Origin of the sequence: Propionivibrio sp., from assembly GCF_016790145.1 — a bacterium.
Classification (GTDB): Bacteria; Pseudomonadota; Gammaproteobacteria; order Burkholderiales; family Rhodocyclaceae; genus Propionivibrio.
In genome coordinates this window covers 1-19554 of record NZ_JAEUOI010000164.1, presented here as the reverse complement: position 1 = coordinate 19554, position 19554 = coordinate 1, and the positions used below count along the sequence as shown (strand labels likewise).

At 60.7% G+C, this 19554-nt stretch carries 21 protein-coding genes and 1 tRNA gene; 19 read left to right on the top strand and 3 right to left on the bottom strand.

Annotated features, from left to right (window positions below; translation table 11 throughout):
• Positions 1-160 precede the first annotated feature (160 nt).
• The 7 genes from JNM42_RS13575 to holA all read left to right on the top strand — a co-directional run bounded on the left by JNM42_RS13575 (position 161) and on the right by holA (position 8205).
• Positions 161-1468: an IS4 family transposase gene (locus JNM42_RS13575; RefSeq protein WP_294270927.1), complete on the top strand. Its 1308-nt coding sequence runs from the start codon at positions 161-163 to the stop codon at positions 1466-1468.
• Positions 1469-1682: 214 nt separating this feature from the next.
• Positions 1683-2270 carry a sigma-70 family RNA polymerase sigma factor gene (locus JNM42_RS13570; RefSeq protein WP_294270925.1) on the top strand — a complete coding sequence of 196 codons (588 nt, stop codon included), beginning with the start codon at positions 1683-1685 and terminating at the stop codon, positions 2268-2270.
• On the top strand, positions 2267-3028 hold the full coding sequence (locus JNM42_RS13565) for a hypothetical protein (protein ID WP_294270923.1): 762 nt from the start codon (positions 2267-2269) through the stop codon (positions 3026-3028). The genes JNM42_RS13570 and JNM42_RS13565 overlap by 4 nt, the downstream gene beginning before the upstream one ends.
• A gap of 62 nt (positions 3029-3090) precedes the next feature.
• Positions 3091-3942: a hypothetical protein gene (locus tag JNM42_RS13560; protein ID WP_294270920.1), complete on the top strand. Its 852-nt coding sequence runs from the start codon at positions 3091-3093 to the stop codon at positions 3940-3942.
• A 91-nt stretch (positions 3943-4033) separates the two neighbouring features.
• Entirely contained in the window at positions 4034-6655 is a 2622-nt protein-coding gene (gene leuS / locus JNM42_RS13555; RefSeq protein ID WP_294270916.1) for a leucine--tRNA ligase, read from the top strand.
• Between the two features lie 16 nt (positions 6656-6671).
• Positions 6672-7187 (top strand): LPS assembly lipoprotein LptE, encoded by a 516-nt coding sequence (lptE, locus tag JNM42_RS13550; RefSeq protein ID WP_294270913.1) that lies wholly within the window; start codon positions 6672-6674, stop codon positions 7185-7187.
• A gap of 7 nt (positions 7188-7194) precedes the next feature.
• A complete protein-coding gene (gene holA, locus JNM42_RS13545) occupies positions 7195-8205 on the top strand; it encodes a DNA polymerase III subunit delta (protein ID WP_294270910.1) in 1011 nt (336 codons plus the stop codon).
• A 14-nt stretch (positions 8206-8219) separates the two neighbouring features.
• Here holA and JNM42_RS13540 read toward each other — a convergent pair whose 3' ends face one another.
• Entirely contained in the window at positions 8220-8456 is a 237-nt protein-coding gene (locus tag JNM42_RS13540; RefSeq protein ID WP_294270908.1) for a hypothetical protein, read from the bottom strand.
• A gap of 49 nt (positions 8457-8505) precedes the next feature.
• Here JNM42_RS13540 and JNM42_RS13535 point away from each other — a divergent pair, with 49 nt between their 5' ends.
• The 6 genes from JNM42_RS13535 to ybaK all read left to right on the top strand — a co-directional run bounded on the left by JNM42_RS13535 (position 8506) and on the right by ybaK (position 12584).
• A complete protein-coding gene (locus JNM42_RS13535) occupies positions 8506-8745 on the top strand; it encodes a hypothetical protein (protein WP_294270905.1) in 240 nt (79 codons plus the stop codon).
• A gap of 15 nt (positions 8746-8760) precedes the next feature.
• The gene (locus JNM42_RS13530; protein ID WP_294270902.1) at positions 8761-10017 is read left to right on the top strand and encodes a glutamate-5-semialdehyde dehydrogenase; all 1257 of its coding nucleotides are present in this window, start codon (positions 8761-8763) and stop codon (positions 10015-10017) included.
• Between the two features lie 41 nt (positions 10018-10058).
• The gene (locus JNM42_RS13525; protein ID WP_294270899.1) at positions 10059-10643 is read left to right on the top strand and encodes a chalcone isomerase family protein; all 585 of its coding nucleotides are present in this window, start codon (positions 10059-10061) and stop codon (positions 10641-10643) included.
• Positions 10644-10653: 10 nt separating this feature from the next.
• Positions 10654-11133, top strand: a complete 480-nt coding sequence (locus JNM42_RS13520) for a methylated-DNA--[protein]-cysteine S-methyltransferase (protein WP_294270896.1) — start codon at positions 10654-10656, stop codon at positions 11131-11133.
• On the top strand, positions 11120-12034 hold the full coding sequence (gene xerD / locus JNM42_RS13515; protein ID WP_294270894.1) for a site-specific tyrosine recombinase XerD: 915 nt from the start codon (positions 11120-11122) through the stop codon (positions 12032-12034). The genes JNM42_RS13520 and xerD overlap by 14 nt, the downstream gene beginning before the upstream one ends.
• 61 nt (positions 12035-12095) lie before the next feature.
• Positions 12096-12584, top strand: a complete 489-nt coding sequence (gene ybaK / locus JNM42_RS13510; RefSeq protein ID WP_294270889.1) for a Cys-tRNA(Pro) deacylase — start codon at positions 12096-12098, stop codon at positions 12582-12584.
• On the opposite strand, the gene JNM42_RS13505 is transcribed toward ybaK, so the two are convergent.
• Positions 12585-12941 carry a dihydroneopterin aldolase gene (locus JNM42_RS13505; RefSeq protein ID WP_294270885.1) on the bottom strand — a complete coding sequence of 119 codons (357 nt, stop codon included), beginning with the start codon at positions 12939-12941 and terminating at the stop codon, positions 12585-12587. It abuts the gene before it with no gap.
• A 114-nt stretch (positions 12942-13055) separates the two neighbouring features.
• Here JNM42_RS13505 and plsY point away from each other — a divergent pair, with 114 nt between their 5' ends.
• Positions 13056-13670, top strand: a complete 615-nt coding sequence (gene plsY / locus JNM42_RS13500; RefSeq protein WP_294270882.1) for a glycerol-3-phosphate 1-O-acyltransferase PlsY — start codon at positions 13056-13058, stop codon at positions 13668-13670.
• On the opposite strand, the gene tsaD is transcribed toward plsY, so the two are convergent.
• On the bottom strand, positions 13671-14696 hold the full coding sequence (gene tsaD / locus JNM42_RS13495; RefSeq protein ID WP_294270879.1) for a tRNA (adenosine(37)-N6)-threonylcarbamoyltransferase complex transferase subunit TsaD: 1026 nt from the start codon (positions 14694-14696) through the stop codon (positions 13671-13673).
• Positions 14697-14826: 130 nt separating this feature from the next.
• Here tsaD and rpsU point away from each other — a divergent pair, with 130 nt between their 5' ends.
• From rpsU to JNM42_RS13470, 5 genes are all read left to right on the top strand, one after another.
• On the top strand, positions 14827-15039 hold the full coding sequence (gene rpsU, locus JNM42_RS13490; protein ID WP_294270876.1) for a 30S ribosomal protein S21: 213 nt from the start codon (positions 14827-14829) through the stop codon (positions 15037-15039).
• Between the two features lie 123 nt (positions 15040-15162).
• Positions 15163-15612 (top strand): GatB/YqeY domain-containing protein, encoded by a 450-nt coding sequence (locus tag JNM42_RS13485; RefSeq protein WP_294270873.1) that lies wholly within the window; start codon positions 15163-15165, stop codon positions 15610-15612.
• Between the two features lie 110 nt (positions 15613-15722).
• The gene (gene dnaG / locus JNM42_RS13480) at positions 15723-17450 is read left to right on the top strand and encodes a DNA primase (RefSeq protein ID WP_294270870.1); all 1728 of its coding nucleotides are present in this window, start codon (positions 15723-15725) and stop codon (positions 17448-17450) included.
• Positions 17451-17578: 128 nt separating this feature from the next.
• Positions 17579-19468 (top strand): RNA polymerase sigma factor RpoD, encoded by a 1890-nt coding sequence (rpoD, locus tag JNM42_RS13475; protein WP_294270867.1) that lies wholly within the window; start codon positions 17579-17581, stop codon positions 19466-19468.
• 8 nt (positions 19469-19476) lie between these two features.
• A tRNA-Ile gene (locus tag JNM42_RS13470) sits at positions 19477-19553 on the top strand.
• The last annotated feature ends 1 nt before the right edge of the window (position 19554 follow it).

Sequence of the window (19554 nt, the reverse complement as noted above, 5' to 3'; positions counted from 1 at the left end):
GGGCTAATCTATGCACACATTTTGCTTTGAATCTTTTGGTGAATGATACCCGGAGGATTGGCATGGACGGTGTGCACGAGTTGGAGAGGGCTGAGACCTACGATGTGGGTGATTTTGGCGATGTTCGGTTAAAAAAAACGGAGCGGCCCTGTTGCAGAGCATGGTGTCGAAGCAGACGGTCTGTCTTCGGCAACTGGCAGGAAGCCGGGCGCGAGAGGTGCAGTATGGTCGCTGGCTGGCGAATGACAAAGTGACGCCTGCACAGTTGATCGACAGTGCCTGTAAGCGAACCGGAGCGATTGCTGCGGGGCGGCGGCATGTGCTGGCGATCCAGGACACGACAGAGCTGAACCACCAAGCCCACGCAGGGCGCGTCAGCGGCCTTGGCACGGTAGGGAATGGAAGCGACGTGGGCATGTTTCTCCACCCCTTGCTGGTTGTTGATGCCAGTGATGGCGCCTGTCTTGGCTTGGCGCACATTCATCACTGGATCAGGACGGGCAAAGCCTCCCCCGATTACCGGAAACTCCCGATAGAAGACAGGGAATCCTACCGCTGGCTGGACGTCGCCGAAGCCGGCAAAAAATGCCTGTCCGAAGCGGCAATGGTGACGATCATTGCCGACCGGGAAAGCGATATCTATGAAGAATGGGCGAGGGTGCCTGACGAGCGCACGCATCTGCTCACGCGTGCTTGCCGTGACCGCACCCTGGCCGCTGGCGATAAACTGTATGCGTGGATCGATGCGCAACCCGCACAAGGCACCCACTGCTTTGACGTGCCGGCCCGCCCGGGCAAGCGCAGCGCCCACCGAGCCACGCTGGAAGTACGCTTTGGGCGTGTCACGATTCGGCGTCCCGCCTCCTGCTCGGACAAAAGCGCACCGCCGCAGATTGAATTGAGCGTTGTTGAAGTCAAAGAATTGCCAGGCAGCGTGGTGGGCAATGAAGCGCCCATCCACTGGCGCCTGCTGACCACGCACCGTATCGCATGTCTTGAGGAGGCCTTGCAATGCGTCGACTGGTACCGGCAGCGCTGGCACATCGAACAACTGTTCCGAACCTTGAAGAAGCAAGGCTTGAACCTTGAGTCCAGCCAGGTTGAAACTGCGGCGGGACTGACCAAGCTGGCCTGTCTGGCCATTCAGGCGGCGGTGCTCACCATGCAATTGACCTTGGCCCGCGACGGACACAGTGCCGTTCAAGCCGCCGACGTATTCAATGCGGACGAGATCGAAGTCTTGCAGCGCATACGGCCGACCCTTGAAGGAAAAACGCAAAAGCAGAAAAACCCTCACCGTACAGGCTCCCTTGCCCAAGCCGCATGGGTCATTGCGCGTCTGGGTGGGTGGAAGGGCTATGCTTCTGAAGCCAAGCCCGGCCCCATCACCATGCTTCATGGATTGCAGCGCCTCTCGGCGATCTGCCAAGGCTGGAAATTGGCTACAAAAGATGTGTGCATAGATTAGCCCGCAGGGCGAAGGGTGCAAACCCCCTCTCCTGCGGGAGAGGGATGGGGTGAGGGCCAAGCACTCTCCAGACATAGTGTTGCGGCCAATTTTCGCATTTGACTGCTGTTTCCCAGTTCAATCCGGAGTCGCCGGAATGTGCCTTGGACAGTACGTCAATGCGCGCGCCAATGCGGCATTTTGAGTTTGCGACGGCGGGCGCTAGACTGCCGGCATGCACGAAGAACTGAGCGATGAGCGGCTGATGCTGGCCTACCGCGACGGCGACGCAAGGGCTTTTGAAAGCCTTTACCGTCGCTATCGCGGCTCGCTGCATCGCTATCTTGCCCATCAGTGCGGCAGCCAGGCGTTTGCCGAAGAGCTTTACCAGGAGGTCTGGATCAAGGTGGTCAATGCCCGTGCCGAATACGAACCCCTGGCCAAATTCTCGACCTGGATCTTTCGCATCGCTCACCACCGGCTGATCGATCACTACCGGAAAAATGCCCCTGAAATCGCCACACGCTACGAAAAAGCCAATTCCGGGAACGAAGCGGATGGCGAAGACATCATCGGCAACCAGGCGGCTCCGCTTGAGCAAACGCCGCAGGCGCTGCACGAGCGGAGGGCAACGGCGCAACGCATCGATCAGGCGCTGGCTGAACTGCCCGCCCCGCAGCGCGAAGCCTTCCTGCTGGCGGAGGAAGGCGGGCTGACGCTCGAAGAAATCGCCGCCGCAACGGCGACCAGTCGCGAAACCAGCAAAAGCAGGCTACGCTATGCGCTGGGCAAACTCCGCCATTCGCTGCAGGATCTGTTATGACCGAGCCGCGCCAGGACCTCCCGACCGACCCGCAAGTCTCCCGGCTTTACCGCGAGCATGCGCAAGCCGAGCCTTCTGCGGCCATCGACCAAGACATTCTTGAGCGCGCCCGGCAGGCCGTCACGGCTCGCCCGCCTGGTACGCGACGCACCGGCTGGTGGCAACGCTGGCGCATGCCGCTCACGCTGCTCACCACCGTCATGCTGACGGTCACGCTGACGCTGCTCGTCGAGCGCCAGCCCGGCGAACTCTCAACGCAGCCCGGCGTCGAACAGCCTCGCTCAGAAAGCATGCAGGACCGCGTCGAAGCGCAGAGCAAGAAGCAGGCTGAAGCCTCCGCGCCGGCCAGAACGATGCAGGCACCGGCGGCCCCGAGCGTCAAGGAAAGCAGGCCGCTGCCGAGTTCCGATAGCCGCGAACGCGATGCTTCGCGCGCTTCAAGAATTGCCACCGAGCAGGCGCCGGCGGCCCCTGCTGCGGCCGACAAGGCTGAAAGCGCTGCGCCCGCCGCAGCCAATGCCGCCAATCAAGCCGCGGGCCGCGTTGAATTGCGTGCCGCACCCGAATTTTCCGCAGCCCGCCCGGCCGCCGCGCCGTTGGCAAAATCACGGGCTGACGGCACACGCACCCCGGAACTCTGGCTCGAAGAAATTCGCGCCCTGCGCAGCGCAGGAAAAAGCGAAGAAGCAGAACGTCAGCTTGCCGAATTCCGCCGCGCCCACCCCGATTACCGGTTGCCTGAAGAATTTCGTAAGTGATTTAACCCCGTTCGAGCAAAGCCTGCGTTTACACGGTCACCTACTCACTCAAGGAGACCGTCATGAAGAAGTTTGCCACCCTGCTTGCCCCGTTTTGCCTGGCCGCCTGCATCAGCATTGCCGATGCCGGAACGCTGGTCGACGTCAGCGTCACCGATCGCACTACGGGAGAAAAACTGGAAGTCTATCGCCATCAGGGCCGGCTCTACGTTGCCGGAACACCGGGCAACCGCTATGCCGTCAATTTGCGTAACAAGAGTGGTGGCCGCGTATTGACCGTGATCTCGGTCGATGGCGTCAATGCGCTGAACGGCCAGACCGCCGCCACATCGCAATCGGGTTATGTGATTTCACCCTGGCAGGCCGCCGAGATCAGCGGCTGGCGCAAGAGCATGGACGACGTCGCGGCCTTTTACTTCACCAGCATCGCCGACAGCTACGCCGCGCGCACCGATCGCCCGCAGAACGTCGGGGTGATTGGCGTCGCCGTCTATCGCGAAGCCGATCCGCTGCCGCCCCCGGCGCAAGCTGCATTCTCGGCCCGCGAGCGTGTCGAGCAGGGCAGTGCTGATCGCGCCGACCACGCTGCGGGCAACGAGTCGGACCAATCGCAATCCCGGGCCAGCGCCCCGGCCAGTGCCCCGCCGAGCGCGGCGCCGGAACGCAGCGAAGCGCTGAGCAAGAAGGCGGAAGGTCGGCTGGGTACCGGTCATGGCGAACGGATCAGCGCGCCAACGCAGTACACCGAGTTCCGCCGTGCCAGCGATACGCCGTCCGAAATCGTCACCATTTACTACAACAGCCGCGCCAACCTGCTCGCCCAGGGCGTCATTCCGCGCCCGCCGCACTACGGTAGAACGAACCCCGCGCCGAACCCCTTCCCCGGCGGATTTGTTCCCGATCCGCGCGGTTGATCGCTGGCTGTCGGCCGCCAGGGTTGAGGCCGGCCGGCCTGGACAAACCGCGTATAATTCGCGGTTTAGTCCATTCTGACCGTCACCAGCCATGCAGGAAAAATACCAGCCCCAGGAGATCGAACTCGCCGCGCAGGCGCACTGGAACCGGATCGGTGCCGCGCGCGCCATCGAGGATGCAAGCAGGCCCAAGTACTACTGTCTGTCGATGTTCCCCTATCCCTCGGGCAAATTGCACATGGGGCATGTGCGCAACTACACGATCGGCGACGTGCTGGCGCGCTTCCACACGATGCAGGGCTTCAACGTCATGCAGCCAATGGGCTGGGATGCCTTCGGCATGCCAGCCGAGAATGCGGCGATCCAGAACAGGGTGCCGCCGGCGCAATGGACCTACGCCAACATCGAGTACATGAAGGGGCAGCTCAAGCGACTCGGGTTTGCCATCGACTGGGATCGCGAGCTGGCCACCTGCAAGCCGGACTACTACCGCTGGGAGCAGTGGCTGTTTACCCGCCTCTATAAAAAAGGACTGATCTACAAGCGTCTTGGCACGGTCAATTGGGACCCGGAAGACCAGACCGTGCTGGCCAACGAGCAGGTCATCGACGGTCGTGGCTGGCGTTCGGGCGCACTGATCGAGAAGCGCGAAATCCCGATGTACTGCATGAAGATCACCGCCTACGCCGACGAGCTGCTGGCTGACCTCGACAAACTTGGCGGCTGGCCGGAACAGGTCAGGCTGATGCAGAAGAACTGGATCGGCAAGAGCTTCGGTTGCGATGTGGGCTTTCCTTACGATGTGGCGTCGATCGGTGGCGAAGGCGTGCTCAAGGTGTACACCACGCGCCCCGATACGCTGATGGGAGCGACATACGTTGCCGTGGCCGCCGAGCATGCGCTGGCCACACAGGCGGCGGTGAATAATCCCGAACTGCGGGAATTCATCGAGGAATGCAAGCGTGGCGGTGTGGCCGAGGCCGACATGGCGACGATGGAGAAGAAGGGCATGCCGACCGGCCTCTTTGTCGTCCATCCGCTCAATGGCGAGAAGCTGCCGGTATGGGTCGCCAACTACGTGCTGATGGGTTACGGCGAAGGTGCGGTGATGGCCGTTCCGGCGCACGACGAGCGCGACTTTGCCTTTGCCACCAAATATGAGCTGGAGATCCGCATGGTTATTGGCTCCCCGGCCGGTGCCTATAATGCTGTCAGCGCGCCCTGGGACGAGGCCTACGCTGAACCAGGCATTTGCGTCAATTCCGGCAAGTACGATGGCCTTGATTTCCAGTCGGCGTTCGATGCGATTGCCGGCGATCTTGCGGCCAGGGGGCTCGGTGCCAAGCGTACTCAGTTCCGCCTGCGCGACTGGGGCATCTCGCGTCAGCGTTACTGGGGCTGCCCGATCCCGATCATCCACTGCGCCGATTGCGGCGATGTGCCGGTACCTGACGAGCAGTTGCCGGTGGTATTGCCGGAGAACGTGACGGTCACCGGTGCCGGCAGTCCGCTGGCCCGGATGCCGGAGTTCTACGAATGTAGTTGCCCGAAGTGCGGCAAGCCGGCGCGGCGCGAGACCGACACGATGGATACCTTCGTCGAATCCTCGTGGTACTTCCTGCGCTTCTGCTGTCCGGACAACGATCAAGCGATGGTCGACGAGCGCGTCAACTACTGGTGCAAGGGCGGCATCGACCAGTATATCGGTGGCATCGAGCACGCCATCCTGCATCTGCTCTACTCGCGTTTCTGGACCAAACTGATGCGCGATACCGGCCTGTTTGGCGAGGCCGGACTCGACGAACCCTTTGCCAATCTGCTGACGCAGGGCATGGTCGTTGCGCCGACCTTCTATCGCGAGGATGCGAACGGCAAGAAGGACTGGATCAACCCGGCCGATGTCGAATTCACCAGCGACGAGCGGGGGCGAGCGCTCGCCGCCACCTTGCGTGCCGACGGTCTGCCGGTCGTCGTTGGCGGCACCGAGAAAATGTCGAAGTCGAAGAACAACGGCGTCGACCCGCAGGCGCTGATCGATCAGTTTGGCGCCGACACGGCGCGCCTGTTCATCATGTTCGCCTCGCCCCCGGATCAATCGCTCGAATGGTCCGACGCCGGAGTTGAAGGCGCTTTCCGTTTCCTCAAGCGCGTCTGGCGAATCGTCTTCGAGCATGTTTCCGGCGGTCTGGTTGCCGCCTGTACGGGCGGGGAACTTTCGGCGGAACTGAAAACCTTCCGTCGCCAGTTGCACCAGGTCATTGGCAAGGTGACGGACGACTATGGCCGGCGCAAGCAGTTCAACACGGCCATCGCCGCCGTGATGGAGTTGCTAAATGCCTATGCCCGGCTCGCTGAGGATTCGGCGAGCGCACGTGCGCTCAGGCAGGAGACGCTGGAAGCCGTGGTGCTGATGCTCTATCCGATCGTGCCGCATGTCTGCGAAGCGCTCTACGCCGAACTCAGGCCCGGACAGATGGCGGGTGCCCAGCGCTTTCCGCAAGCCGATGCTACTGCTCTGGTACAGGATGAAATCGAGCTGATGCTGCAAGTCAATGGCAAGCTGCGCGGCAGCCTGCGCGTCCCCGCCGGGGCCGACAGGGCCGCCATTGAAAAGGCGACACTGGCCTGCGAAGTGGCACAGAAGCATCTGGCAGGAAAAGCGCCCGGCAAGCTGATCGTCGTGCCTGGCCGGCTGGTCAATATCGTCGTCTGAAACCCGGAGGAATGTCGTGCTGCGCTCAACGCTTCGTTTAAACCTCTTTCTACTGCTGATGACGGCCATTGCCGGCTGCGGCTTTCAGTTGCGCGGTTCCTATACCTTGCCCTACGAGAGTATTTATCTGAGCGGTGCAGACTATTCGCTGATCAATGCCAGCTTGAAGCGCGCCATCCGGGCCTCGGGATCAACCCGCCTGGCCGATACCGCTGCGGACGCGCAGGCGACTTTCGTGCCGACAATCGAGGAGAAGCTGCCAATCATTCTCGCCTTATCCAGTGGCGGTCGGGTACGTGAAAAACGGCTACGTTATCGCTTTGGCTACCGTATCACCGATAGCAAGGGCCGCGATCTGGTATTGCCCGGCATGGTCGAACTGAGCCGCGATCTGACGTATTCCGACTCGGACGTGCTGGCCAAGACACAGGAAGAGGAACTGCTCTGGCGGGACATGGAGAACGATCTGGTGCAGCAGTTAATGCGCCGTCTGGCGGCAAGCAAGCCGGATTTTCAGGCGCCTGCGGAGTAGGGACGCAATGCAGCTCAAGGGCGAGCAGCTTGCAGCCCACCTTGAAAGTGAGCTGAAGCCGGTTTACGTCGTCTACGGCGACGAACCCCTGCTGGTGATTGAAGCGGCCGATGCGATTCGTGCAGCGGCCCGCCACCAGGGTTACGACGAGCGTGAAGTGCTCAGCGCACTTCCCGGATTCAACTGGCTCGAATTGCACCACGCGGCAGGCAACATGTCGCTGTTCGGGGGCCGCACGCTGATTGATCTGCGCATTCCGACAGGCAAGCCAGGGCGCGAGGGTAGCTCGGCACTCCAGGACTACTGCGTGCATCCGTCCCCCGATGTGCTTCTGCTGGTGACGCTTCCCGGCCTCGACTGGAGCGAGGAAAAGGCCGTCTGGCTGAAGGCTCTGGCCGAGGCGGGTGTCGCCGTCAAGCTGATTCCTCCCAATCTGGCTGAGTTGCCGGCCTGGATTGCGGCTCGCCTGCGCCGCCAGCAACAGAGCAGCGATAACGAGGGGCTGCGCTTCATTGCCGAGCGTGTCGAGGGCAACCTGCTCGCCGCGCATCAGGAAATCCTCAAGCTTGCTTTGCTCTATCCGGCCGGAAAACTGACTTTGCAGCAGGTGCAGGAGGCGGTACTCAATGTCGCCCGCTACGACCTCGATGGTCTGCGTGAAGCACTCCTGGCCGGTGATGTGACACGCCTGACACGCACGCTGGACGGTTTGCAGCAGGAAGGCGAGGCGCCGCTTCTGGTACTCTGGGCGCTGACCGAAGAGGTGCGAGCGCTGGCACAGGTCAAGGCCGGGCTGAATGCACGCCAGCCACTCGACGTATTGCTCAAGGAAGCTCGTGTATGGGGTGCGCGTCAGTCGCTGTTCAAGCGTGCCCTGCAGCGGATCGACGGCGCCAGGGCCAATGCCGCGCTGGCGCATGCCGCAGGGATTGACCGGATGATCAAGGGCGCCGGGACGGGGGATGTGTGGGATGAGTTTCTGCGCCTCGGCCTGGATATTTGCGCCGGTGCAGGCTGAAACGCCGGACAGGCTTATTTTTCCTTGCCGATCGACTCGTCAGGAGCCAGATGCTCCCAGATGCATTCTTCGTTCAATTCGTCCTCATGGTTGAGTCCGTTGCAACATTTGCCGTGTACCAGACACTCCCCCTCGCTACAGTCATCGACCACGACGATCCGCAGCTCGGAGTCGACCTTGCGTTCACCGTCCCAGTAGCTGCAGGTTCCACAAATTTTTACCTCGGCGGGGACGATCAGTTTTGGGCTCATAATGGGCAGTCTGTAACATTGAGTAACACTAAGAGTGCAGTTTTTACCGATGGTTCCTGTAAGGTTTTTATTTGATGGTGGCTATAATCAGGTTTTGACCCTGTCGGCAATGGAATTGGCACCACCCGGCCTGATGGAATTCGATGACATGCCCTTTTTCTTCAACACGGACCCTTATGCTGCATCCGCCTGCCATTCAGGCCGGCCAGCAAAAGACGGCAGCCAGGACACGGCACTTCCAGTCAGGCGAACCGTGTTTTATCAGTCGCGCGCAAGACTTTCACCTTAATCAAACAAGGCAAGCATGGACATCCAGAATTATATGCAGAAGGTAGGTCGCCAGGCACGCGAAGCCTCGCGCGCCATCGCCCGCGCCGACAGCAAGGTCAAGAATGACGCCTTGCGCACCATCGCTGCGGCTATCCGACGCGAATCCGCTGCGCTGATCGCCGCCAACCAGGAAGATTTGGCGGCAGCTCGCGCTGCCGGCCTTGAGCCGGCCATGCTCGACCGTCTGACACTCACCGGGAAAGACATCGTCGCCATGGCCGAGGGCGTCGAGCAGGTCGCCGCGCTGCCCGACCCGGTTGGCGAGATCAGCGAGTTGAAATTTCGTCCGAGTGGCATTCAGGTCGGCAGGATGCGCGTCCCGCTCGGCGTCATCGGCATCATCTACGAAGCGCGTCCCAACGTTACGGCCGATGCCGCTGCGCTGTGCCTGAAGTCGGGTAACGCCGCCATTTTGCGTGGCGGGTCCGAGGCCATCCGCAGCAATCGCGCCATCGCCGCGCTGGTTCACGAAGGGTTGGCGGCAGCCGACCTGCCGGCACATGTCGTGCAGGTCATCGACACCACCGATCGTGCCGCCGTCGGCCACCTGATTACGATGCGGGAATTCGTCGATGTAATCGTTCCGCGCGGCGGCAAGGGTCTGATTTCGCGGCTGCTGGCCGAGTCACGGGTGCCGATGATCCAGCATCTGGACGGCAACTGCCACATCTATATCGACGAGGATGCCGATGCCGACATGGCGCTGTCCATCGTCGACAACTCGAAGACGCAGCGCTACGGCACCTGCAACACGGCGGAATCGCTGCTCGTTGCGCGCTCCGTCGCCGCCCGACTGCTGCCGCCGATTGCCGCCATGCTCACGGCCAAGGGCGTCGAGATTCGTGGCTGTGCCGAAACGCAGGCTCTGGTAAAGGAAGCCACGGCAGCGAGCGAGGAAGACTACGCCACAGAATTCCTGGCGCCGATCATCTCGGTCAAGGTGGTGTCCGGCCTTGGCGAGGCGATCGAGCACATCAATCGTTACGGATCGCATCACACCGAAACCATCGTCAGCGAGAACTACAGCAATGCAATGCGTTTCCTGCGCGAGGTCGATTCGGCGTCGGTCATGGTCAACGCCTCGACACGTTTTGCCGATGGATTCGAATACGGACTGGGTGCGGAAATCGGCATCTCGACCGACAAGATCCATGCCCGCGGACCGGTCGGGCTTGAAGGGCTGACCAGCCAGAAATGGATCGTGCTCGGCAATGGGCAGGTGCGTAGTTGAATCCCCGGGTGCATCACTCAATTCATGACAAAGGAGACAAAATGAAACAACAAATGAAACAACTGATGATCGTGCTGGTCGCTCTGCTGGTCGTGAACCTTGCGTATGCGGTGGAGGTCGCCGGCGTCAGGTTCGATGACAGGAGCAAACTTGGAAACAGCGATGTCGTGGTCAACGGGGCCGGACTGCGCAAGAAGGCCTTCTTCAAGGTCTATGCGATGGCGCTCTATCTGCCAGAGAAGCAGGGCGAGGCCGATGCGGTACTGTCGGCCAAAGGTGCGAAGCGGGTTTCCATCAGTCTGCTGCGCGATCTTTCGGCGCAGCAGTTCGTCGACGCGCTGCAGGAAGGCGTCGCCAACAACCATTCCGAAGCTGAAATGGAGACGCTCAAGGACAGATTGAAGCTGTTTTCCGAAGCCATGCTTTCGGTTGGCGAAGCGAAAACCGGTACCAGCGTCCTGATCGACTGGATCCCTGAAAGCGGGACTCGACTGAGCGTCAACGGTCAAGCCAAAGGCAAGGATATTGCCGGCGAGGATTTCTACAGGGCGCTGCTGAAAATATGGCTGGGCAACAAGCCGGTGCAGGACGACCTCAAACAGGCGCTGCTCGGCAAGGCGTCCTGATCGACCCGCCATGCCACGGCAAAACGGTCACACGTACCAGGCCCTCGTTGCCGCGCCGGGCTTTTGCATCGGCGTGCGCTGCGACGAGCATGAAATCCATGCGCTCGAATATCTTGAGCCGTGCGCCGAGGTTTTACCAAAGAACGCGCTGGCCACAGAAGCCGTACGCCAGTTGCGCGCTTATTTCGCCGACGCCGGGTTTAGCTTTGCGCTACCGCTACGCCCGTCCGGAACGGCCTTTCAGCGTCGCGTCTGGGAGCAGATCGCTACCATTCCCAACCATCAGACGCGAACCTACGGCGAGTTGGCCAAAGCCCTGCACAACGCGCCGCGCGCCGTTGGCCAGGCCTGTGGCGCCAACCCATTCCCGCTTGTCGTTCCCTGTCATCGGGTCATTGCCACGGGCGGCGGCCTGGGCGGTTTTGCGCGGCGCGGCGGCGGTTTCATGCTCGACGTGAAGCGCTGGCTACTGGCGCATGAAGCTTGCTGAAGCCGAACCGAATGACCGCGCAGAAATTGATGCCTTCTGCGACACCCTGTGGCTGGAAGACGGGCTGGCCAAGGCGTCGCTCTCCAGTTATCGCAGCGATCTGATTCATTTTTCGAACTGGCTGAACGAGCAGAAGCTCGCCCCGATTTGCAAGGCCGACGAACTGGCCCTGCTACGCTTTGTCGCAGCGCTCTCGAAAACGCTGCGTGCCACTTCGCAGGCGCGCTACATTTCGACCTTACGGCGCTTCTACCGTTACCTGCTGGCACACGGACGCATCAGCACCGACCCGACACTGAAGATTTCCATGCCGGTCAAGCCCTCGCGTCTGCCCAAGGTGCTTTCCGAAGCACAGGTTGAATCCCTGCTGGCGGCACCACCGAGCACTACGACGCTCGGCCAGCGCGACCGCGCCATGCTCGAAACGCTGTATGCCACCGGTTTGCGCGTTTCCGAACTGGTCGGGCTGAAACTGCACGAAGTGAATTTCGACATGGGCGTGGTACGGGTGTTCGGCAAGGGCAGCAAGGAACGTCTGGTGCCGCTCGGCGAGGAAGCCATCGACTGGATGCGTCGCTATCTTGCCGAGGCCCGTCCGGAGCTGCTCGACAAACGGCAAAGCAATGATCTGTTTGTCACGGCGCGGGGGTTTGCGATGACGCGCCAGGCTTTCTGGCAACTGATCAAGCGTTATGCCGTGTTGTCGGGAATGGATCCCGCCCGGCTGTCTCCGCATGTCCTTCGCCATGCCTTTGCCACGCATTTGCTTAATCACGGCGCCGATCTGCGGGTGGTGCAGTTACTGCTCGGGCACTCGGATATTTCGACCACGCAGATTTATACGCACATTGCCCGCGAACGGCTCAAATCGCTGCACGCCCAGCACCACCCGCGCGGCTGAAGCTTGAACTGTAGCGCCTCTGTTATGCTTGGGACGTCAAGTCATGCTACCGGAGAAAACCATGAGATCGGAAAACGCACCTGAAACCCCGGCGACGGATTTTCTGCATCGGCACGGCATTGCCCACTCCACGCATCGTTATGACTATGAAGAGCACGGCGGAACAAAAATTTCGTCGCGCGAACTCAATGTCGACGAACATGCTGTTGTCAAGACGCTGGTGATGCAGGACGAGTCGGCCAAACCCTTGATCGTGTTGATGCATGGCGATTGCAAGGTATCGACCAAAGAACTGGCCCGACAGATCGGCTGCAAGAAGGTCGAACCGTGCAAGCCGGAAGTCGCGCATCGGCATACCGGTTATCTGGTCGGCGGAACCAGCCCCTTCGCTACCAAAAAGAAAATGCCGGTCTGCATCGAGAAAAGCATCCTCGATTTGCCGTTGATCTACATCAACGGCGGTCGCCGCGGCTTCCTCGTCGGCGTGCATCCGCACGACCTGCTGCGTGCGCTGTCGCCCGTAATTGTCGAAGTGGCGTTAAAAGGCTGATCAGTTCGATTCGCCGCGTTCTATTACGACGCCGACGCGCCGCACGCCAGGCATCATGCCCAGTTTGGCAATCGAAACGCGCACCCAGGTGGCGCCGAAGTCGTCAAGCAGAAGCCTGGCCACATACTCGGCGAGTTTCTCAAGCAGATTGAAATGCTGTGTTGCCAGTTCGGCGCGCAGTCGTTCGACGACCATCGCGTAATCGATGGTGTCACCGATATCGTCACTGGCTCCGGCACTGGTCGTCACGGTGCCGATCTGCAAGGACATCTCGACCGTCTGCGGCATGACCTTCTCACGCGGATATATGCCGATCAGTGTGGAGACACGAAGCTCGTCGATAAAGATGATGTCCATGCGGCAGTCTGTCTGGTCAGTGTAAAATCGTTGGTCTGGCTGGAAAGCCGTGCCTGCCAGTGTGCGCATTCTAACCGCTAACCCACCCCTCATTCGTTTTTCCGGGATTCCTCCATGTCCAATGTCCTGATCGCTCTTTCAGCCCTCGTAATGGCCTATCTTTTGGGCTCCGTTCCGTTCGCCGTGGTCAGCAGCCGCCTTTTCGGGCTGGCCGATCCGCGCAGTTACGGCTCGAAGAATCCGGGAGCGACCAACGTGCTGCGTAGCGGCCACAAGGGCGCCGCCGCCATGACCTTGCTCGGCGATCTGAGCAAGGGCTGGCTGGCGGTTTTTCTGGCGCGCACGTACGGCGCGGTATTCGGCTTTGGCGAGGGCTTCGTCGGACTCGTCGCGCTGGCCGTCTTCTTCGGACACCTGTACCCGGTGTTCCTGAAATTCAAAGGGGGTAAAGGCGTGGCCACGGCCGCCGGCGTGTTGCTGGCGCTGGACCCCTGGCTGGGTTTGGCAACCTTCGCGACCTGGCTGTTCGTTTTCCTTATGCTGCGCTACTCGTCGCTGGCGGCGCTGGTGGCTGCGGCGGCGGCACCGCTATTTGCATTTTTTCTCTGGGGCAGCGATGTCATCTTGCCGGCCGTCGGCATCATGGCCATTGCCTTGATCGGCAAGCACTGGCAAAACCTGCAACGCCTGATGGCGGGAACCGAGCCGAAGACCGGCGCCAGGCCCTGATCAGGCTGTCAATTCAGCCAGCGGCCAGCGTGCCCGCACGGCGAAGGCGCCGGCCGGCTTGAGCGTAGCGCCGGCTTGCAGGCGTAAGGCACCGGCCAGCGCAATCATCGCGCCGTTATCGGTGCAGAACTCGAATTCGGGGTAATAGACGGAAATTCCCGCATTGGCCGCCTGCGCATCCAGGTGTCGGCGCAGTTCGCGGTTGGCGCCAACGCCACCGGCCACAACCAGCCGTTCAAGGCCGCTTTCCTTTACGGCACGCATCGATTTCTTGACCAGCACCTCGACGATCGCGTCCTGAAAACCCCGTGCAATGTCGGCGCGTTGTTGCGCGTCGGGTGATCCAATGGCGCGCACTTTGGTCAGTACGGCTGTTTTCAGGCCACTGAAGCTGAAGTCCAGATCGCCCGAGTGCAGCATCGGACGCGGCAGTTTTACCGCATCCGCTTGTCCGTGCTCGGCCAGTTCAGCCAGTGCTGGGCCGCCGGGGTAGGGCAGACCAAGCAATTTGGCGGTTTTGTCGAACGCTTCGCCGGCTGCATCGTCCAGGGTTTCACCGAGAAGCTGGTACTGGCCAATGCCGCCAACCTGCATCAACTGGCTGTGTCCGCCCGAGACCAGCAGGGCAATGAAGGGAAAGGCCGGCGGCCGGCGGGAAAGCAGCGGCGAGAGCAAATGGCCTTCGAGATGATGTACCGGCACGCTCGGAATGCCGAGCGAGCAAGCCAACCCCTCGGCAAACGCGGCACCGACCAGCAAGGCGCCTGCCAGCCCGGGGCCTTGCGTGTAGGCGATCGCGTCAAGCTCATTGAGCGAGCGCCCGCTATCGGCGATGACCTTGCGCAGCAAGGGCACGACACGGCGGATGTGGTCGCGTGAGGCGAGTTCGGGAACAACGCCGCCGTATTCCTGGTGCATCGGAACCTGCGAGTGCAGGGCGTGCGAAAGCAGGACGCCGCCTGCGTCGGTATCGTATAGCGCAATCCCCGTTTCATCGCAGGAGGATTCAATTCCAAGAATCAGCATTGGCGGCATTCTAACAGCGCCTGCGGATTACGGAGAAAACACAATAAAGCGCTTGGTGTTTTTACCCGGCTTTGTTTATAATGCCCGGCTCAATTGCAATCTGTCGATTCTTGAAATTAGGATAGAGTTAATGCCTGCCATTCGCCTGAAGGAAAATGAGCCGTTCGAAGTAGCGATTCGCCGTTTCAAGCGCACCGTTGAAAAAACCGGTCTGCTGACCGAGTTGCGTGCCCGCGAGTTCTACGAGAAACCCACTGCCGAGCGCAAGCGCAAACTGGCCGCTGCGGTCAAGCGCCATCACAAGCGCATGCGTAGCCAGACCCTGCCGCCAAAGCTGTTTTAATACCGGATTGCAGATTGCCGATCAGCCGCCCGTTTCACGATGGGCGGCTTTTGGCATTTATGGCCTGTCGTCCTGTCGCCGGCCTGAAGTCCGCCCACCCGCCGTACAACAAGGAGACTCGCGATGACCCTGAAAGAGCGTATTACCGAAGACATGAAGTCCGCCATGCGCGCCGGCGAAACGGGAAAACGCGACGCCATCCGTCTCCTGCTGGCGGCGATCAAGCAGAAGGAAGTCGACGAGCGCATCGCGCTCGACGATGCGGCGGTCGTCGCTGTCATCGACAAGATGCTCAAGCAGCGGCGTGATTCGATCACCCAATACGAAGCGGCCGGACGCCAGGACCTTGCCGACGCCGAAAAATTCGAGGCCGAACTGCTCACTGCCTACATGCCCGCCGGTCTTTCCGCCGAAGAAGTCGCCGCCGTCGTGGCCAGCGCCGTTGCCGAAACCGGCGCGGCCGGTCCTGGCGACATGGGCAAGGTGATGGCCGTACTCAAGCCGAAACTGGCCGGCCGCGCCGACATGAGCGAAGTTTCCAAACTGGTGAAGGCGGCGCTCGCGCCGCAGTGAGGAGTCAGGAGTAAGGAGAAAAGAGTGGGGAGCAAAGACGATTTGCTGTACGTAAAACCAGGACTGCGGTTTTACACCTCACCCTTCACTCCTCACTCTTCACTGCCCTTATGATCCCCGAATCCTTCATTCAGGAGCTTTTGCACCGCGTCGACGTCGTCGACCTGATCGACGGCTACGTCCCGCTCAAGAAGGCGGGCGCCAATTTTGCTGCCTGCTGTCCGTTCCATAACGAAAAATCGCCCTCGTTCACGGTCAGCCCGACGAAGCAGTTCTACCATTGCTTTGGTTGCGGGGCGCACGGTACGGCCATCGGCTTTCTCATGGAGTATTCCGGTCTGGGCTTCATCGACGCGATCAAGGAACTGGCGCACCGCGTCGGCCTGCAGGTGCCGGAAGACGAAGGCCGGCGTGCGCACGATGGCCCGAAAATCACCGCCCTGACCGAGATCATGGCGCGTGCGGCAAAGTACTACTACGAGCAGTTGAAGCAATCCGGGAAAGCCATCGACTACCTCAAGGGGCGGGGTGTCAGCGGCGAAATCGCCCTGAAATTCGCCATCGGTTATGCGCCCGATGGCTGGCAAAGCCTTGGTGCGGCTTTCGAGGATTACACCATCGGCGAACTGCAGGTGGCTGGTCTGGTCATCAAGAACGAGCAGGGCCGCCTCTACGACCGCTTCCGTGACCGGGTCATGTTTCCGATCATGAACCAGAAGGGCGAAGTGATCGCCTTTGGCGGGCGGGTGCTGGGCGAGGGCGAACCGAAATATCTGAATTCGCCGGAAACGCCGCTGTTCGAAAAGGGGCGCGAAGTATTCGGCCTGCCACAGGCGCGCGCAGCTTTGCGCGACAAGGACATGGCGATAGTCGTCGAGGGCTATATGGACGTCGTGGCGCTGGCCCAGCATGGCATCGGCAACGCGGTGGCGACACTTGGCACGGCGACCACGGCAACGCACGTGCAGAAGCTGCTGCGCCAGGTCGATCAAATCGTCTATTGCTTTGACGGCGACGCGGCAGGCCGCAAGGCCGCCTGGCGGGCGCTGGAAAACAGCCTGGAAGCTTTGCCCGAGCAGAAAAGCATCGGCTTTGTCTTTTTGCCCGAAGCCGACGATCCCGACAGCTTTGTGCGCCGTCAGGGCACCGAGGCCTTCGAGCGCATGATCGCGCAGGCGACGCCGCTTTCCGAGTTTCTGTTGCGCGAACTGTCCGCCCATTGCGATTTGTCCAGTGCCGAAGGGCGCGCCAGACTGGTGGCCGAGGCCAAACCCCTGCTCGCACGCTTGCAAACGCCGTTATTAAGGCTACAGTTGGTCAAGAGGCTCGCCGAAGCCAGCGGGTTTTCGCAGCCCGAAGTAGAGCGCCTGTGCGATTTGCGGCCGATTGCCCGATCCGCACCGGCGCGGGTGCCCAGGCAGGCACCCTCGCTATTGCGCCCCCTGTTGCGCCTGGTGCTGCAGAAACCGGAACTGGCGGGAGGCCTGCCGCTTGACGCGCTGCCCGGCAATTCGGCTGAAGCACGTGCGCTCAGACATTGGTGTGAAACGATACTGGCGGCGGGTGATCCAACGCCAAGCTACGCTACATTGCTCGAACGACTGCGTGGCAGCGACCACGAGCCTGTTTTGCGTGAAGCGGCCGCCGAATTGATGCAGCAACCTTTTGCCGAGGAAGATATCGATGTCGAGTTTGAAGGTGCGGTCAAACGTCTGCTGGAGGGAGAAAACAAGCGGGCATTCGCCGTGTTGCAGGAAAAAGCCTCCAGACTCGGCGTTGCCGGGCTTTCGAGCGAAGAGAAGCAGCACTACCTGCAGGCGCTGAGTACTCGCGGGTGATCCGGCGAAAGCAAGCCAAATTGTGATAAAATTTTGGGTTTTTCCAATATAACGCTAACCGGGAATTGGTCATGGCAAGGGAAAAGGCTACAAGCAGCAAGACGGCAAAGGCTAAAGCAGCCGAACTGATGGCACAAATCGGAGTTCAGCCTTCACCGGTTGACGATGAGACGCGCAAGATGCGGTTGAAAACGTTGATCAAGCTGGGCAAGGAACGTGGCTTCCTGACTTACGCTGAAGTCAACGACCACCTGCCGGACGACGTCGTCGATGCCGAGCAGATCGAAAGCATTATCAGCACCTTCAACGACATGGGTATCCAGGTCTATGACGAGGCGCCGGATGCCGAAACACTGCTCATGTCCGACAACGCACCGCCGGCAGCCGCCGACGACGCCGACGTTGAAGAGCAGGCCGAACAGGCGCTGTCGACCGTCGACGCCGAATTCGGTCGCACCACCGACCCGGTACGCATGTACATGCGTGAGATGGGCTCGGTCGAACTGCTCACGCGCGAAGGCGAAATCGAAATCGCCAAGCGTATCGAAGACGGCCTCAAGCACATGATCCAGGCCATCTCCGCCTGCCCGACAACGATTGCCGAAATCGTCAGTTGCTCCGACAAGATTGCCTGTGACGAGATGCGCATCGACGAATTGATCGACGGCCTGATCAACCAAAACGCCGACGAAATGATCGAGGAACTGGCGGAAGACGAAGAAGCCGAAGTCGAGGGCGATGAAAGCGAAGACAGCGAAGCCGCCGAAGGCGCCGCCGCTGCCGCTTCCCTGCTCAAGCTCAAGGAAGAAGGGCTGGAAAGGCTTTCAGTCATCAAGCTGCATTACGCCAAGGCGCACAGCGCGCTACTCAAGAAGGGTTCTCAGGACAAGACCTATCTCAAGATGCAGCAGAAAATCTCGGAAGAGATGATGGGCATCCGCTTCACCTCCAAGACCATCGAGCGCCTGTGCGAATCGGTGCGCGCCATGGTTGAGGAAGTACGGGCCTGCGAGCGCAAGATTCAGCGCATTTGCGTCGATACCGTGCGCATGCCGCGCCCGCACTTCATCAAGGTCTTCCCCGGCAACGAACTTAACCTCAACTGGGTCGACGCCGAACTGGCCTCCCCCAACAGCAAGGCTTACGCCCCGGTTCTCACGCGCAATGCACCCAACGTCAAGGAAGAGCAGAAGAAACTGCTCGCCCTGCAGGATCGCATTGGCATCCCGCTCAAGGAACTGAAGGACATCAACAAGCAGATGTCCACCGGTGAAGCCAAGGCGCGCCGTGCCAAGCGCGAAATGACCGAAGCCAACCTGCGCCTGGTCATCTCGATCGCCAAGAAATATACCAACCGCGGCCTGCAGTTCCTCGACCTGATCCAGGAAGGCAACATCGGCCTGATGAAGGCCGTCGACAAGTTCGAATACCGTCGCGGCTACAAGTTCTCGACTTACGCCACCTGGTGGATTCGCCAGGCCATCACGCGCTCGATCGCCGACCAGGCGCGCACCATCCGCATCCCGGTGCACATGATCGAAACGATCAACAAGATGAACCGCATCTCGCGCCAGATATTGCAGGAAACCGGCCTCGAAGCCGACCCCGCGACGCTGGCCAAGAAGATGGAAATGCCGGAAGAGAAGATCCGCAAGATCCTCAAGATCAGCAAGGAGCCGATCTCGATGGAAACGCCGATCGGCGACGACGACGATTCGCATCTCGGCGACTTCATCGAGGACTCGGCAACGCTCGCCCCGACCGACGCCGCGCTCTTCTCCAGCCTGCGTTTCATTACCAAGGACGTGCTCGACACGCTGACGCCGCGCGAAGCCAAGGTACTGCGCATGCGCTTCGGCATCGAAATGAACACTGACCACACGCTGGAAGAAGTCGGCAAGCAGTTCGACGTCACCCGCGAGCGCATCCGCCAGATCGAAGCCAAAGCCCTGCGCAAGCTGCGTCATCCGTCGCGTTCGGACAAGCTGCGCAGTTTCCTCGACAACGGCAGTAACTAAGCGTTTTCGGGCCTGTAGCTCAGTTGGTTAGAGCAGAGGACTCATAATCCTTTGGTCCACGGTTCAAGTCCGTGCGGGCCCACCAG

Excerpts from the sequence above, each read along its gene's own strand:
- JNM42_RS13485 (WP_294270873.1), top strand. The coding sequence starts at position 15,163 with ATGACCCTGAAAGAGCGTATTACCGAAGACATGAAGTCCGCCATGCGC.
- JNM42_RS13525 (WP_294270899.1), top strand. The coding sequence starts at position 10,059 with ATGAAACAACAAATGAAACAACTGATGATCGTGCTGGTCGCTCTGCTG.
- rpoD (WP_294270867.1), top strand. The coding sequence starts at position 17,579 with ATGGCACAAATCGGAGTTCAGCCTTCACCGGTTGACGATGAGACGCGC.
- JNM42_RS13530 (WP_294270902.1), top strand. The coding sequence starts at position 8,761 with ATGGACATCCAGAATTATATGCAGAAGGTAGGTCGCCAGGCACGCGAA.
- JNM42_RS13565 (WP_294270923.1), top strand. The coding sequence starts at position 2,267 with ATGACCGAGCCGCGCCAGGACCTCCCGACCGACCCGCAAGTCTCCCGG.
- JNM42_RS13520 (WP_294270896.1), top strand. The coding sequence starts at position 10,654 with ATGCCACGGCAAAACGGTCACACGTACCAGGCCCTCGTTGCCGCGCCG.
- tsaD (WP_294270879.1), bottom strand. The coding sequence starts at position 14,696 with ATGCTGATTCTTGGAATTGAATCCTCCTGCGATGAAACGGGGATTGCG.
- dnaG (WP_294270870.1), top strand. The coding sequence starts at position 15,723 with ATGATCCCCGAATCCTTCATTCAGGAGCTTTTGCACCGCGTCGACGTC.
- JNM42_RS13570 (WP_294270925.1), top strand. The coding sequence starts at position 1,683 with ATGCACGAAGAACTGAGCGATGAGCGGCTGATGCTGGCCTACCGCGAC.
- xerD (WP_294270894.1), top strand. The coding sequence starts at position 11,120 with ATGAAGCTTGCTGAAGCCGAACCGAATGACCGCGCAGAAATTGATGCC.
- JNM42_RS13560 (WP_294270920.1), top strand. The coding sequence starts at position 3,091 with ATGAAGAAGTTTGCCACCCTGCTTGCCCCGTTTTGCCTGGCCGCCTGC.
- JNM42_RS13540 (WP_294270908.1), bottom strand. The coding sequence starts at position 8,456 with ATGAGCCCAAAACTGATCGTCCCCGCCGAGGTAAAAATTTGTGGAACC.
- JNM42_RS13575 (WP_294270927.1), top strand. The coding sequence starts at position 161 with ATGGTGTCGAAGCAGACGGTCTGTCTTCGGCAACTGGCAGGAAGCCGG.
- JNM42_RS13535 (WP_294270905.1), top strand. The coding sequence starts at position 8,506 with ATGGTTCCTGTAAGGTTTTTATTTGATGGTGGCTATAATCAGGTTTTG.
- leuS (WP_294270916.1), top strand. The coding sequence starts at position 4,034 with ATGCAGGAAAAATACCAGCCCCAGGAGATCGAACTCGCCGCGCAGGCG.
- rpsU (WP_294270876.1), top strand. The coding sequence starts at position 14,827 with ATGCCTGCCATTCGCCTGAAGGAAAATGAGCCGTTCGAAGTAGCGATT.
- JNM42_RS13505 (WP_294270885.1), bottom strand. The coding sequence starts at position 12,941 with ATGGACATCATCTTTATCGACGAGCTTCGTGTCTCCACACTGATCGGC.
- plsY (WP_294270882.1), top strand. The coding sequence starts at position 13,056 with ATGTCCAATGTCCTGATCGCTCTTTCAGCCCTCGTAATGGCCTATCTT.
- holA (WP_294270910.1), top strand. The coding sequence starts at position 7,195 with ATGCAGCTCAAGGGCGAGCAGCTTGCAGCCCACCTTGAAAGTGAGCTG.
- ybaK (WP_294270889.1), top strand. The coding sequence starts at position 12,096 with ATGAGATCGGAAAACGCACCTGAAACCCCGGCGACGGATTTTCTGCAT.